Annotated in this window: 11 protein-coding genes and 2 riboswitches; of the genes, 5 read left to right on the forward strand and 6 right to left on the reverse strand. The window is 62.5% G+C overall.

The window, feature by feature from the left end:
• The first annotated feature begins 208 nt into the window (after window positions 1–208).
• The gene (locus ACIPOO_RS25425; protein WP_400610646.1) at window positions 209–1294 is read left to right on the forward strand and encodes an ABC transporter substrate-binding protein; all 1086 of its coding nucleotides are present in this window, start codon (window positions 209–211) and stop codon (window positions 1292–1294) included.
• Between the two features lie 12 nt (window positions 1295–1306).
• Here the strand turns inward: ACIPOO_RS25425 and ACIPOO_RS25430 are convergent, their stop codons facing one another.
• Window positions 1307–1537 (reverse strand): DUF2970 domain-containing protein, encoded by a 231-nt coding sequence (locus ACIPOO_RS25430; RefSeq protein WP_400610648.1) that lies wholly within the window; start codon window positions 1535–1537, stop codon window positions 1307–1309.
• Window positions 1538–2121: 584 nt separating this feature from the next.
• Window positions 2122–5832: a methionine synthase gene (gene metH, locus ACIPOO_RS25435; protein ID WP_400610650.1), complete on the reverse strand. Its 3711-nt coding sequence runs from the start codon at window positions 5830–5832 to the stop codon at window positions 2122–2124.
• A 172-nt stretch (window positions 5833–6004) separates the two neighbouring features.
• Between metH and ACIPOO_RS25440 the strand changes: the two genes are divergently transcribed.
• The 3 genes from ACIPOO_RS25440 to nfuA all read left to right on the forward strand — a co-directional run bounded on the left by ACIPOO_RS25440 (window position 6005) and on the right by nfuA (window position 10331).
• A complete protein-coding gene (locus ACIPOO_RS25440) occupies window positions 6005–8320 on the forward strand; it encodes a fatty acid cis/trans isomerase (RefSeq protein WP_400610652.1) in 2316 nt (771 codons plus the stop codon).
• Between the two features lie 299 nt (window positions 8321–8619).
• Window positions 8620–9639 carry an acyltransferase gene (locus tag ACIPOO_RS25445; protein WP_274136642.1) on the forward strand — a complete coding sequence of 340 codons (1020 nt, stop codon included), beginning with the start codon at window positions 8620–8622 and terminating at the stop codon, window positions 9637–9639.
• A gap of 98 nt (window positions 9640–9737) precedes the next feature.
• Complete coding sequence (gene nfuA, locus ACIPOO_RS25450; protein WP_274136641.1) at window positions 9738–10331, forward strand: Fe-S biogenesis protein NfuA; 594 nt, start codon at window positions 9738–9740, stop codon at window positions 10329–10331.
• A 200-nt stretch (window positions 10332–10531) separates the two neighbouring features.
• Here the strand turns inward: nfuA and cobM are convergent, their stop codons facing one another.
• The 4 genes from cobM to ACIPOO_RS25470 form a co-directional block, all read right to left on the reverse strand.
• Window positions 10532–11278, reverse strand: coding sequence for a precorrin-4 C(11)-methyltransferase (gene cobM, locus ACIPOO_RS25455; RefSeq protein ID WP_400610654.1), 747 nt, complete (start codon window positions 11276–11278; stop codon window positions 10532–10534).
• A gap of 110 nt (window positions 11279–11388) precedes the next feature.
• A complete protein-coding gene (locus ACIPOO_RS25460) occupies window positions 11389–11802 on the reverse strand; it encodes a cobalamin biosynthesis protein (protein WP_400610656.1) in 414 nt (137 codons plus the stop codon).
• The gene (locus ACIPOO_RS25465; protein ID WP_274136638.1) at window positions 11799–12530 is read right to left on the reverse strand and encodes a CbtA family protein; all 732 of its coding nucleotides are present in this window, start codon (window positions 12528–12530) and stop codon (window positions 11799–11801) included. The genes ACIPOO_RS25460 and ACIPOO_RS25465 overlap by 4 nt, the downstream gene beginning before the upstream one ends.
• 11 nt (window positions 12531–12541) lie before the next feature.
• A complete protein-coding gene (locus ACIPOO_RS25470) occupies window positions 12542–12739 on the reverse strand; it encodes a CbtB-domain containing protein (protein ID WP_400610658.1) in 198 nt (65 codons plus the stop codon).
• Window positions 12740–12838: 99 nt separating this feature from the next.
• Window positions 12839–13055: riboswitch (cobalamin riboswitch) on the reverse strand.
• A 90-nt stretch (window positions 13056–13145) separates the two neighbouring features.
• Window positions 13146–13367: riboswitch (cobalamin riboswitch) on the forward strand.
• A 122-nt stretch (window positions 13368–13489) separates the two neighbouring features.
• Here ACIPOO_RS25470 and cobW point away from each other — a divergent pair.
• Window positions 13490–14554 (forward strand): cobalamin biosynthesis protein CobW, encoded by a 1065-nt coding sequence (cobW, locus tag ACIPOO_RS25475; protein ID WP_400610660.1) that lies wholly within the window; start codon window positions 13490–13492, stop codon window positions 14552–14554.
• Window positions 14555–14557: the final 3 nt, after the last annotated feature.

Genomic DNA, 14557 nt, shown 5'->3' on the forward strand with positions numbered 1-14557 from the left:
GCCAAGTCCGACAGTCACGTAGACGCCTGGGCGATTCTCTTTATCATCATTCTGGTCGTAGGCGCTGCGGTGTTCTGGGTGAGTCACCAGTAACGCCGGCACCGAGTATCAATGCGCGGGGTAGAGCTTACCCGACGCTTGCCGATAAGGTATAAGCAGGCCTGATGCAGGTCGGTTGTATCGTTTTCGGCGTGAGGCTCGGTGTCCGATGGCAAGGTTTTTCAGTGGCTGCCTCATGCTCGTCGTGGGTGGGTTGTGGCTGGGTAATGCGTGGGCGGCTTCGGTGGTGTTCCTCAACCCGGGCTCGGCCCAGGATCCGTATTGGTCCAGTTATTCCCGCTTCATGCAGGCTGCGGCCGACCGGCTGGCCATGAACCTGACCATCCACTACACCGACCGCGATACCCGCACGCTGCTCACCTTTGCGCGCCAGGCGCTGCAAGGCACTGCCCGACCTGATTACCTGGTGTTCTCCAACGAGTTGAACGTCGCACCCGAAGTGCTGCGCCTGTCGGTGGGCAGCGGGGTCAAGCTGGTCGCGGTCAACAACACCTTTACCTCCAACCAATTGAGCATCCTGGGCGACCTGCGCAGTCGCTACCCGGATTTTCTCGGCAGCGTGGTCGCCAACGATGAAGAGGGCGGCTATCTGGTTGCCAGGCGCCTGATCGAATCCCATCCGCCAGTGCCGGCGGGGCAGTTCATCGACATGCTGGCGTTCTCGGGTACCAACAGCACGCCGGTGTCGCTGCAGCGGGAGCGCGGGCTTTACCGGGCACTGGCCGAATTCCCTCAGGTGCGGTTGCGACAGATCGTGCTCGGTGGCTGGCGCCGCGACCGGGCCTACGAGCAGGCGCAGGTGTTGCTCAAGCGCTATCCCGACGTCAGCCTGATCTGGGCCGCAAGCGACCTGATGGCATTTGGCGTGATGGACGCCGTGCGCGAAACCGGCAAGCAGCCGGGCAAGGACGTTCTGGTGGGCACCATCAACGATTCCACCGCCGCGTTGCAGGCGTTGCACGACGGCACGTTGAGCGTCGACGCCGGCGGGCATTTCACCCTCGGGGGCTGGGCCTTGGTGCTGCTCGATGATTACGACAAGGCCGACAGCCAGACCCGCCAGCCCTTCGGTACCTGGCGTGTATCGGCGATGCAGCTTCGTGAGCGCAAGGACAGCCAGCGCTTCATGCAGGCCAACAGCCGTGACGATTACGGAATCGATGTGCGCCAGTTCACCCAGGGCCGCAGCCCGGAGGGGGTGGCGTATCCCTTTGTGAAGGTGGGGAGCAACTGAAAAACGCAGGGCTCAGGGCAGGGCGAAGTGCAGCACCAGTTGCACGATGCCCAGCAGGATCAGTGCGAACACTGCGGTGAATACGATGCCCAGGATCACGAAGTGCGACGGCTTGCCGTGGGTGAAGTCCCGCGCCCGGTTCTTCTGGCTTTGCACGCCGAATGCTGCCGCCATGACGCTGTGCAGCATCTGCCAGAGTGTTGGGGGCTTGTTGTCAGGTGGGTCGTTGGATGGATTGTCCATGTTCGCTCCAGCGCCGGCAAAAGGGCTGAAGAAAGGATAGCCGCGATATTGCCTGCGTGGGGGCAACTGGCTTTAACCCAGCCGCCCTAACGATCCCACCCCGTAGCAGCACGGCTTGCCGGCGGGCTGGTGCGCAGCGCCAGTAAAACCGGCTGCCGCGGTGTGTCAGGCAAACCGGATGCTCAGGATCTACTGCCGCTTCGCGCCAGCCCGCCGGCAAGCCGCGCTGCTTCGCTCTTCGGGCAGAAGCTACCCGCAGCCCCGTAGGAGCGCGCTTGCCCGCGACGGCGTCGGGTCAGACGCCGCCGGTGTGAAAGGTCTGACGCTTTCGCGGGCAAGCCCGCTCCCACAGTGGGTCTGGGTCTGCCCCGGAATTGATGAACACCGCAACACCTGTAGGAGCGCGCTTGCCCGCGACGGCGTCGGGTCAGACGCCGCCGATGTGAAAGGTCTGACGCTTTCGCGGGCAAGCCCGCTCCCACAGTGGGTCTGGGTCTGCCCCGGAATTGATGAACACCGCAACATCTGTGGGAGCGGGCTTGCCCGCGAAAGCGGTGGTTCAGACGCCGCCGGGGTGGCCGGGCTTACTCGTCGTAGCCCAGGTTTGGCGCCAGCCAGCGTTCGGTGACGCGCATTTCCTGGCCTTTGCGGGCGTTGTAGCTCTCGACCTGATCCTTGTCGACCTTGCCCACGGCAAAGTACTGCGCCTGTGGATGGGCGAAGTACCAGCCGCTGACCGCCGCCGCCGGGAACATCGCGTAATGCTCGGTAAGAAACACGCCGCTGATGCCGGGTTTGCCTTCGCCCTGAGTCGGGTCCAGCAGGTCGAACAGCACGCCTTTCTCGGTGTGGTCAGGGCAGGCCGGGTAGCCTGGGGCAGGGCGGATGCCTGCGTATTTCTCCTTGATGAGGTCCTCGTTATCGAGTTGCTCATCAGCGGCGTAACCCCAGTACTCTTTGCGCACCTGCTGGTGCAGCCACTCGGCACAGGCCTCGGCCAGACGGTCGGCCAGGGCCTTGACCATGATCGCGTTGTAGTCGTCGCCCTTGTCCTGATACGCCTTGGACACTTCCTCGGCACCGATGCCTGCCGTGGTGATGAAACCGCCCACATAGTCGGTCACGCCGCTGTCTTTTGGCGCCACGAAGTCGGCCAGGGAGAAGTTCGGCTTGCCGTCGGTCTTGATGATCTGCTGGCGCAGGTGGTGCAGTTTCGCCAATGGCTGGCCGTTGTCGTCCAGCAACTGGATGTCGTCGTGGTCAATCTGATTGGCCGGCCAGAAACCGAACACCGCGCGGCTGCGGATCAGCTTCTCGTCGATCAGCTTGCGCAGCAGTTCCTGGGCGTCCTTGAACAGCGAGGTCGCCGCTTCGCCCACCACTTCGTCGGTGAGGATGCGCGGGTATTTGCCGGCCAGGTCCCAGGAAATGAAGAACGGCGTCCAGTCGATGTAATCCACCAGCACGTTCAGGTCGATGTCTTCCAGTACCTTGACCCCGGTGAAGGTCGGCTTCACCGGCTCATACCCGGCCCAGTCGAACTGCGGCTTCTTGGCGATAGCCGCGCTGTAGCTCAGGCGCTCGGTGCGGGCGCTGCGGGCCGAGGTGCGTTCGCGCACTTCGACGTACTCGGCGCGAGTCTTCTCGATGAAGCCGGCTTTCAGTTCCTTGGACAGCAACTGCGTCGCTACACCCACGGCGCGGGAGGCGTCGGTGACGTAGACCACCGCATCGTTACTGTACTTGGGCTCGATCTTCACCGCCGTGTGCGCCTTGGAGGTGGTCGCGCCACCGATCATCAGCGGCAGGCTGAAGTTCTGGCGCTGCATCTCGCGGGCCACGTGGACCATTTCATCGAGCGACGGGGTAATCAGGCCGGACAGGCCGATGATGTCGCATTTCTCTTCCTTGGCCACCTGCAGGATTTTTTCTGCAGGCACCATCACGCCCAGGTCGACGATGTCGTAGCCGTTACAGCCCAGCACCACGCCGACGATGTTCTTGCCGATGTCGTGCACGTCGCCCTTGACCGTGGCCATCAGGATCTTGCCCTTGGCTTCCGGCTTGTCGCCTTTTTCCGCTTCGATGAACGGAATCAGATGCGCCACGGCCTGTTTCATCACTCGGGCGGATTTCACCACCTGCGGCAGGAACATCTTGCCCGAGCCGAACAGGTCGCCGACCACGTTCATGCCGGCCATCAGCGGGCCTTCGATCACTTCGATCGGGCGTGCGAACGACTGGCGCGACAGCTCGGTGTCTTCGACGATGTGGGTGGTGATGCCCTTGACCAGCGCGTGCTTGAGGCGCTCGTTGACCTCCCAGCCGCGCCACTCTTCGGTTTCCGCTTCCTTGACCGAACCGTCGCCCTTGAACTCGTCGGCAATGGCCAGCAGTTTTTCGGTGCCCTCTGCATCAACGTTGAGCACCACGTTTTCCACCGCTTCACGCAGCTTGGCCGGGATTTCGTCGTAGATCTCCAGTTGGCCGGCGTTGACGATCCCCATCGTCAGGCCGTTGCGAATCGCGTGCAGCAGGAACACCGAGTGGATCGCCTCGCGCACCGGGTTGTTGCCACGGAACGAGAACGACACGTTGGACACGCCGCCCGACGTCAGGGCATACGGCAGTTCGTCACGGATGTAGGCGCAGGCGTTGATGAAGTCGACGGCGTAGTTGTTGTGCTCTTCGATACCGGTGGCGATGGCGAAGATGTTCGGGTCGAAGATGATGTCTTCTGGCGGGAAGCCCACTTCGTTGACCAGAATGTCGTAGGAGCGCTTGCAGATTTCCTTCTTGCGCGCTTCGGTGTCGGCCTGGCCGGCTTCGTCGAACGCCATCACCACCACTGCTGCGCCATAGCGCTTGCACAGTTTGGCGTGGTGGATGAACTGCTCGACGCCTTCTTTCATGCTGATCGAGTTGACGATGCCCTTGCCCTGGATGCACTTCAGACCCGCTTCGATCACTTCCCATTTCGAGGAGTCGATCATGATCGGCACGCGGGAGATGTCCGGCTCGCCTGCGATCAGGTTGAGGAAGGTCACCATGGCCTTCTTCGAGTCCAGCATGCCTTCGTCCATGTTGATGTCGATCACCTGGGCGCCGGCTTCGACCTGTTGCAGGGCGACCTCCAGGGCTTCGGTGTAGTTGTCTTCACGGATCAGGCGGGCGAAACGGGCGGAACCGGTAATGTTGGTGCGCTCGCCGACGTTGACGAACAGCGACTGGCGATCGATGGTGAACGGCTCCAGACCCGACAGGCGACAGGCTTTCGGGATGTCCGGAATGGCCCGTGGCGCGTATTTGGACACCGCGTTGGCAATCGCCTTTATGTGCGCAGGGGTGGTGCCGCAGCAGCCGCCGACGATGTTGAGGAAGCCGCTCTGGGCGAACTCTTCGACCACTGCGGCCATTTCGGCCGGGCTTTCGTCGTACTCGCCGAATTCGTTCGGCAGGCCGGCGTTCGGGTGGGCGGAGACCTGGGTGTCGGCCTTGTTCGACAGCTCTTCCAGGTACGGGCGCAGGTCGCTGGCGCCCAGGGCGCAGTTCAGGCCCACGGAAATCGGCTTGGCGTGACGCACCGAGTTCCAGAACGCTTCGGTAGTCTGGCCCGACAGGGTACGGCCCGAGGCGTCGGTGATGGTGCCGGAAATCATGATCGGCAATTCGAAGCCGATCTCGTCGAACACGCCCTGCACGGCGAAGATCGCCGCCTTGGCGTTCAGGGTGTCGAAGATGGTCTCGATCAGGATCAGGTCCGCGCCGCCTTCGATCAGGCCCTTGGTGGCCTCGGTGTAGTTCTCGACCAGTTCATCGAAGGTGACGTTGCGGTAGCCGGGGTTGTTCACATCTGGCGACAGCGAGCAGGTGCGGCTGGTCGGGCCGAGTACACCGGCGACGAAGCGCGGACGGTCCGGGGTTTCCAGGGTCTTGGCGTCTGCGACCTTACGCGCCAGGCGCGCACCTTCGACGTTCAGTTCGTACACCAGCGCTTCCATGCCGTAGTCGGCCTGGGACACCTGCGTTGCGTTGAAGGTGTTGGTTTCGAGGATGTCGGCGCCGGCGTCCAGGTATTCCTTCTCGATGGCGCCAATCACGTCCGGGCGGGTCAGCACCAGCAGGTCGTTGTTGCCCTTGAGGTCGCTTGGCCAGTCGGCGAAGCGTTTGCCGCGGTAGTCTTCTTCCTCCAGGCGATAGCTCTGGATCATGGTGCCCATGCCGCCATCGAGTATCAGGATGCGCTCTTTGAGAGCCTGCTGGAGTGCTTGAAGACGCGCGCTGCGATCTGACATAGGGTTACCCGAACCAGGAAAAGACAAAAAAGGTGACGATGAAAGGTGCGAAATAATAGCAAACCTGTACGCTTTTAAACCGTTGCAGCTTTTTCATGAATTCTGCTCATGTTGATGGCAGCTCGCCACGGGTAGAATCGTCGCAGGTTTAAATATTCAGGACGTCCGTTCCATGTTGCATCGCGTGTTCGCCATTTCCCTGGCCCTATTGTTTTGCGGTGCAGCGTTCGCGCAGTCACCCCTTGCGCAACCCGTCTCTCCACACCCGGCCATTTCCTACAGCCGCGACATCCAGCCGATCTTCACCGAGAAGTGCGTGGCCTGCCATGCCTGCAACGACGCCGCCTGCCAGTTGAACCTGGGCAGCGGCGAAGGTGTGCTGCGCGGGGCGTCAAAAGTGCCGGTGTACCAGGGCGACCGCAGCCAGGCGATCGCGCCGTCGCGGATTTTCTATGACGCCCAGGGTCCGGAAGCCTGGCGCAAGAAGGGCTTCTATTCGGTACTCGACGGCCAGAGCAACCAGGCCGCCTTGCTGGCGAAAATGCTGGAGTTCGGCCATAGCGCGCCGCTGGTGCCCAACGCCAAGCTGCCGGACGACATCGTGCTAGGCCTCAACCGCGAGAACATGTGCCCGTTGCCCCAGGAGTTCGAGGGCTACGCCAAGTCGCATCCGGGGCAGGGCATGCCGCTGGCGGTCACCGGCTTGACCGACGCCCAGTACAACACCTTGCAGACCTGGCTGGCCGCCGGTGCGCCGGTCGAGCAGACGCCGCTGCAGCCGAGCGCAGGAGAGGCCGCGCAGATCAACGAATGGGAAAGCCTGTTCAATCGCCCAGGCTCCACCGAGGCGCTGGTGGCGCGCTGGCTGTACGAGCACCTGTTCCTCGCGCACATCTATTTCACCGATGGCCAGCAGGGGCATTTCTTCCAGTGGGTGCGTTCGCGCACGCCGAGTGGCCAGCCGGTGGACCTGATCGCTACCCGTCGCCCCGATGATGACCCCGGCACCACCTTCTATTACCGCCTGATGCCGGTGCAGGGCGTGATCGTGCACAAGACCCACATCACCTACCCGATGGGGCCGCAGAAGCTGGCGCGGGTCAAGCAACTGTTCTACAGCGGCAACTGGCACGCCACCTCGCTGCCGGGCTACGGCCCGCAGCGTCGAGCCAACCCGTTCGACACCTTCAAGGAAATCCCGGCGGTGGCCCGTTACCAGTTCATGCTGGATAACGCCGAATACTTTGTGCGCACCTTCATTCGCGGGCCGGTGTGCCGAGGGCAGATCGCCACCGACGTGATTCGCGACCATTTCTGGGCGCTGTTCCAGGAACCGGCCCACGATCGCTACATCACCGATGCGGCGTACCGCGCCCAGGCCACGCCGTTGCTGGCGATGCCGGGGCAGGACGATGATGTGGGCAGTGTCCTGAGCCTTTGGCACAACTACCGCGACAAGCGCAATGCCTACGAAGACCTGCGCAGCGATGCCTACGCGCACATGCCGCCACCGGGCTGGGCGACGCTGTGGGCGGGCAACGACAACGCATTGCTGACCATCTTCCGCCACTTCGACAGCGCCACGGTGAACAAGGGCCTGATCGGCGACCTGCCAACCACCGTGTGGCTGTTCGACTACCCGCTGCTGGAGCGCACCTATTACCAGTTGGTGGTGAACTTCGATGTGTACGGCAACGTGTCCCATCAGGTGCAGACGCGTCTGTATTTCGACCTGATCCGCAATGGCGCGGAGGTCAATTTCCTGCGCCTGATGCCGGCCGACAAGCGCGACGACATCCTGGGCAGTTGGTACCAGAACAGCGGCAAAGTGAAGATGTGGCTGGACTATCAGGCCATCGACGATGACACCCCGACCGGCATGAAACTCGATGAGAAAGACCCTAAGCGCGACTTCGAACGCAAGCTGATCGAGCGCGCCGGCACGCTCAACGCCGCTCCCGATCCGATCAACCGCTGCTCGGGCGCCTATTGTTCGCGTCCGGGCGTGGGGCCGGTGTTCAGCGATGTGGAACAGTCGCTGAGCCGGCTGGTGGCGCGCCCTGCGGCAGGGCTCAAGGTCATCAATCAGTTGCCGGAAGCGACCATGCTGCGGATCCAGGACGGCACCGGCAAGCGCATCGTCTACAGCATGCTGCGCAACCGCGCCCACAGTAACGTGGCGTTCCTGCTGGGCGAGGCGTACCGCTATCAGCCGGGGCTGGACAACCTGACGATCTACCCCGGGGTGCTGAGCAGCTACCCGAACTTCATCTTCAACATTCCGGCCAATGAAGTGAGTGCCTTCGTGGATGCGATGGAGAAGGCCCATGACCACAAGGAAGCGTTCGAGAAGATCGTCGAACGCTGGGGCGTGCGCCGCAGCCATCCGCTGTTCTGGACCTATTTCCATGACCTTGATCATTACATCCAGGAGACCGAGCCGCAGGAGGCGGGGGTGCTGGATATGAATCGGTACGAGAATCTCTGAGTGATATCAGATCCGTAGCAGCACGGCTTGCCGGCGGGGGCGATCTTGAGGCCGCCCCCGCCGGCAAGCCGTGCTGCTACATTTTTTTGCGTTGCCCGACGCATTGATGTCACCCCCATGCACGCGGGGTAAAACCGGAAAAGCCTTATAAATCATGGCCTGCAGCCATTATGCAGCCCGTCAGTCTTGCCGAACCTTTTCGCCAAAGTCGAAGTCGGACCCTGTGAGCAGTCGTGCCCGGCATGGCGTTTTCGAGGTTCTGGAGGGTGGGTCAAGCCCGGACAAGCAAGAGGTTGCAGATGTTGATTTCGGTTCAGGCCCTGCGGGCACTCGCCGCGTGGGTCGTTGTGTGTCACCACTTCATGCAGATTTTTTTCGATTTTCATCCCAGCGGCCCGATTGGCCGGTTCTTCACCGAGAAAGGCGCTGTAGGCGTCGACATCTTTTTCGTCATCAGCGGCCTTGTGATCTACCTCTCCACGGTGGACAAGGACATTCCCGCCAGCCGCTTCATGCTCAACCGCATCATCCGCATCGTGCCGGCCTACTGGCTCTACACCCTGGTCATGGGCCTTTTGGTGGTGGTCGCCCATCCGCTCTTGCCCCATCAGGTGGTGGACTGGCAGAGCTTCATCCTCTCACTGTTGTTCATCCCCTCGGAAAACCCCGGCGGCTATGGCCTCTATCCGACGCTCAACGTCGGCTGGACCCTCAACTACGAAATGCTGTTCTACGTGCTGTTTTCCATGGTCTTCCTGTTCCAGCAACGCCTTCGACCGCTTATCATTGCCGCCGCGCTGTTCGCCGTGACCGACGTGCTGGGCCGCTCGGGCCTCATCAGCCGCTTTTACGCCAATGACATCGTCTATGAGTTCCTGCTGGGTATCGGCATCGGCGTCGCTTACCGTCGCGGCTGGATCACCGAGCGCCTGTGGCTGCCCCTGCTGGCCATCGGCGGGGCGTTGCTGACCATCAAGCAGTTGCCGCCGGATCTACGGATCGTCAACTGGGGCCTGCCGAGCGCGGTGATCGTGGTGGCGTGCATCTCGCTGGAACCGTACATGCGCGGCAGTAGGTTGCTGAAGACCATGGGCGACTGTTCCTACTCGGTGTACCTGCTGCACGTGCTGGTGCTGTATGGGGGTTGGCTGGCCAGCGAGCGCTATGGCCTGAACCCATACCTGGCGTTCGCCATCTGCGTGCCGGTGATCGCGCTGGGCGCCTGGCTCAGTTACGAGTGGATCGAGAAGGGCCTGTACCGACGCATGAAGGGCTGGCTGGACAGCCGCAGGACGTCCCGTGAGGCCGCGCTTTCATGAGAATTTATTTTCATTCGCATTAGTTGAGTGAAATACTAGGACTTTGTCAGTTGACGTGGAATGGCGTAGACTGCGCCCCACGTCTGCGAGGAATTTTCATGACCGCTATTACCATTACCGATGCCGCCCACGATTACCTGGCCGATCTGCTGCAGAAGCAGAATACCCCCGGTATCGGCATCCGCGTGTTTATTACCCAGCCTGGCACCCAATACGCTGAAACCTGCATTGCCTACTGCAAGCCGGGCGAAGAAAAACCGGAAGACAAGGCCATCGGCCTCAAGAGCTTCACGGCCTGGATCGACTCCTTCAGCGAGGCCTTTCTGGACGACGCCGTGGTCGACTACGCCACCGACCGCATGGGCGGCCAGTTGACCATCAAGGCGCCGAACGCCAAGGTGCCGATGGTCAATGCCGACAGCCCGATCAACGAGCGCATCAACTACTACCTGCAGACCGAGATCAACCCGGGTCTGGCCAGCCACGGCGGCCAGGTGACGCTGATCGACGTGGTCGAGGAAGAAGACAAGAACATCGCCGTGCTGCAATTCGGCGGCGGCTGCCAAGGCTGCGGCCAGGCTGACGTGACCCTCAAGGAAGGCATCGAGCGCACACTGCTCGAGCGCATCCCTGAGCTGTCGGGCGTACGTGACGTGACCGACCACACGCAGAAAGAAAACGCTTATTACTGAGTGTTTCGCTGCAAAAAAGCCCCGACTGGTTCGGGGCTTTTTTCATGGTGTCGATACCCCGTAGCAGCATGGCTTGCCAGCGGGAGCGATCTTGAGAATGTCCCCGCCGGCAAGCCGTGCTGCTACGGGGCCGAGGCAAGGCACAAAATTCATCGGTGCCCGCCATCCTGTAGCAGCACGGCTTGCCGGCGGGAGCGGGCTCAAGGGCGAAACAAATGCGCATGCCCTGCGCGGTACAGCGATGATTCGCTGAACACGTCATTGCCCAATACCCGGCCCACGAGAATCAACGCCGTGCGTCGAAACCCCTTGGCCTGCACTTTCTGTTCGATATCCGCCAAGGTCCCGACCACCCAGTCCTGATCCGGCCAGCTGGCCCGGTGAACCACGGCTATCGGGCAATCCTGACCATAGTGCGGCGTCAGTTCGGCGACGATTTTCCCCAGGTTGTTGACCCCCAGGTGGATCGCCATGGTCGCCTTGTGCTGCGCCAGATCCCCCAGTTCCTCACCCTCCGGCATGGCGGTCTTGTCTGCGTAACGAGTCAGGATCACGCTCTGGGAGATGTCCGGCAGGGTCAGTTCGGTGCCCAGCAACGCAGCGCACGCCGCAGTGGCGGTCACCCCGGGGATGATTTCGAACGGGATACCGAGTTCACGCAGGCAGCGAATCTGCTCGCCGATGGCGCCGTACAGGCTCGGGTCGCCGGAGTGCACGCGGGCCACATCCTGGCCGTTTGCATGAGCGGATTTCATCAAGGCGATGATCTGTTCCAGGTGCAACTCGGCGCTGTTGACCACCTGGACCGCCGAATGCCCCTCCAGAACTGCCTCTGGCACCAGTGATCCGGCGTAGATGATGACAGGGCAGGTGCGGATCAACCGTTGGCCCTTGACCGTGATCAGATCCGGATCGCCTGGGCCTGCACCGATGAAAAAAACAGTCATTGCATCTCCGAAATCAAATCTCACCCTGTAGGAGCGCGCTTGCCCGCGACGGCGGTGTGCCAGACGACACAGGTGTGACTGATACACCGCCGTCGCGGGCAAGCGCGCTCCTACAGGTTCGAGGCCAGCGCAAAAGTGGCGCGGGAGGTTTTACGCCGTTTTATCAACAGCCTGGACGCACGGCCTGTCAAGCGTGTGGCCAACGCCAGCGCCGCGCTCTCCGCCACACCGTAGCAGCCGGTGGTGTCGAAGGCGATCAGTGAACGATGGGTCAGTTGCGGTTCGAACACTGCCATTTCTGCAGCGCTGAAAAAATGCAGCGGCAATCCAAGCTCTTCGGCCAGTTCCAGCAACCCCGGCTCCGTCGACTTGCTGTCGATGGAAGCCAGGGCCGTGATGTCTGACAGTGCCAGCCGATGCTCGACCAGCGTCACCTCGATCAGACCGCGCAGCACCAGTGCCGGGCAACCGCGCTGGCAGCCCAGGCCGATCACCAGGATCGGCCTCGCGGCTGCCTTATTCATACCGCGTGGTTCAGGCCAGGCTGTGCAGCGTGGGCGTCATGACGACGGAACAGCCAGGCACTGATCAGGCCCATCGCCACCCAGAACACCGCGTTGGTCAGCAGCGAGGCAATCTTGAACTGGGCTTCGAGCGCTTCAGGCGCCAGTGCCGAATGCACCAGCGGCTGCGGGGCGCCGACGATGTGCGGCACCACCAGGATGGCCGCGCCCAGCACCTTGAGCAGCCAGTTATGGGCGAACACGATCAGCGCAAGGCCCACGGCGGTGGAGGCGGCGGTGCTGATCCACCAGATCTGGCGCTGGGTCAGGTCGGCGGCGGCAGTGCCCGGCAGTTCCGGCGGCAGGCCCAGGGTAGGGGCGAGGACGAACACGGCGAAACCGGCCAGGCCCCAGAGTGCGCCCTGGCTGGTTTTCGACGGAGCGCGCAAGGTGTAAAGCGCCGCCAGCATCAGGGCGAAGCCCACCGCGACCACCAGGTTACCGCCGGTGGTGGACAGCACGCGCTGCCAGCCGTCTTCCGGCTCCCAGGCTTCTTCGTCGTGCACGTGGCCGGCCATGGCTGCGTCGCCATGCTCGTGGGCGTGCTCGTGCATTTCGGCGGCGGGGGCCTTTTCATAGGTTTCGGCTTGCAGGATCAACGGCGCGACCCAGAAACTTTGCACGAGGGTCAGCAGCAGGGCTGCGAGCAGGCCAGTGAAACCGGCTGTTTGAGCGATACGCTTGAACATGGCGGCAGGTCTCAGTGGCAAGGGAAGGCGGAGCTGTGACGGGTGTCGTGCGCGGCGTTGTGCACGGCGTCGATGTGCGAGAAACCCGCGAAATAAACCAGGCACGCGCCCAGAATCATCGCGCTGACGGCGGCAGTCAGGCGCTGGCTCTGGGTGCCGGCGGAGCTGGCGGTCTGGGTGCTGGTCTGGTTGGTCGTGCTGATCGACATGGCGCTTCCCTCTGAAAGTTTCAGCGAACGGGAAGGCGCAAGGCACACCACTGACGCACGTCAGTGATGAACGCAACTGCACCCGCCCACCGCGGGTTTGTTATGTGAACGTTGTCGGGCCGGTCTCCGGGCTTGCGAGGGGCCTGACATCGGCCTTCAAGAATCGCCTTCCCATATCGCTGACCGACACAGTGGATCTGACTCTTCGCTCGCTTACCGTTGCGGGGGCAGCGCCGGACTTGCACGAGCCAAGGGGCTCGCACGCACCGGTTTCCCGTTTCACCCTGTGAAGGGCACCCGTAACAAGGTGTGTAGGAGAGCATGGGGCGCAGGATCAGTCAATCGGCGCAAGGCGCGTTTGCGCCCGTTCACCCGGTTTGCTCGTTGACCTTCGCCAAGGCACTGCGTAGCCTTGCGCACTTGAGGTTCACCGTTGTGCCTGTCAAGCAGGCTGCGGTGCTAAGAAGGGAATGTGGTTTGACGCCACAGCTGCCCCCGCAACTGTAAACGGTCATGTTCATTGCACAGCCACTGCGCGAGCGGGAAGGCGCGATGGACGCGAGCGGCCTGACCCGCGTCAGCCTCGCCACCGTGAGCCAGGAGACCTGCCTCGAAGCGGACGCCACGTCCACGAATTCTCATTACAACCGGGCGGGGTGATCCGGTGGCGAATCGAACAGCAGGCCTGTCCAGCGCGACGGCTGCGCGGTTCTCGTCCTGTTTGCCCGCCGCTACCCCATAGGGCATCCGATGAAAACACTGGCCAAACTCCCCGTCACCATCGTTACCGGGTTTCTGGGCTCGGGCAAGACCACGCTGCTGCGCCACATGCTCGACAACGCCGAAGGCCGCCGCATCGCGGTGATCGTCAACGAGTTTGGCGAGCTGGGCATCGACGGCGAAATCCTCAAGCAATGCACCATCGGCTGCACCGAGGAAGAAGCCAACGGCCGCGTCTACGAACTGGCCAACGGCTGCCTGTGCTGCACCGTGCAGGAAGAGTTTTTCCCGGTGATGCAGGAGCTGGTTGCCCGTCGCGGCGATCTGGACCACATCCTCATCGAAACCTCGGGCCTGGCCCTGCCAAAACCCCTGGTGCAAGCCTTCCAGTGGCCGGAAATCCGCAACGCCTGCACCGTTGACGCGGTGATCACCGTGGTCGACAGCCCTGCGGTGGTGGCCGGTACCTTCGCCGCGTTCCCGGATCAGGTCGACGCCCAGCGCAAGCTCGATCCGAACCTGGATCACGAATCGCCGCTGCACGAGCTGTTCGCCGACCAACTGGCCAGTGCTGACCTGGTGGTCCTGAACAAGGCCGACATGCTCGATGCCCAGGCGCTGGCTGCCGTGCGTGCCGAAGTCGCCGAAGAACTGCCGCCTGCGGTGAAAATCATCGAGGCCAGCAAGGGCCAGTTGCCGATCAACGTGTTGCTGGGCCTGGGCGCCGAGTCCGAGCTGCACATCGATGGCCGCAAGACCCACCACGATCACCACGAAGGCGACGATCACGATGACCACGATCACGACGCCTTCGACTCGATTTCCATTTCGCTGCCCCAGGCCGACGAAGCGCTGCTGCTCGATGCCCTGACCCAGGCCGTGGTGCAACACGGCATTCTGCGGGTCAAAGGTTTCGCGGCGATTCCCGGCAAGCCTATGCGCCTGCTGGTGCAAGGCGTGGGCACGCGTTTCGACAAGCACTTCGACCGCGCCTGGAAAGCCGACGAAGAACGCGTCAGCCATCTGGTGCTGATCGGTCAGGATCTGGACGCCGCCGTGCTCGAAGCCCAATTGCGCGCTGCGATTCAGGGCTGATCC

It is taken from the genome of Pseudomonas sp. NPDC090201 (assembly GCF_044746825.1).
Taxonomy (GTDB): Bacteria; Pseudomonadota; Gammaproteobacteria; order Pseudomonadales; family Pseudomonadaceae; genus Aquipseudomonas; species Aquipseudomonas putida_AD.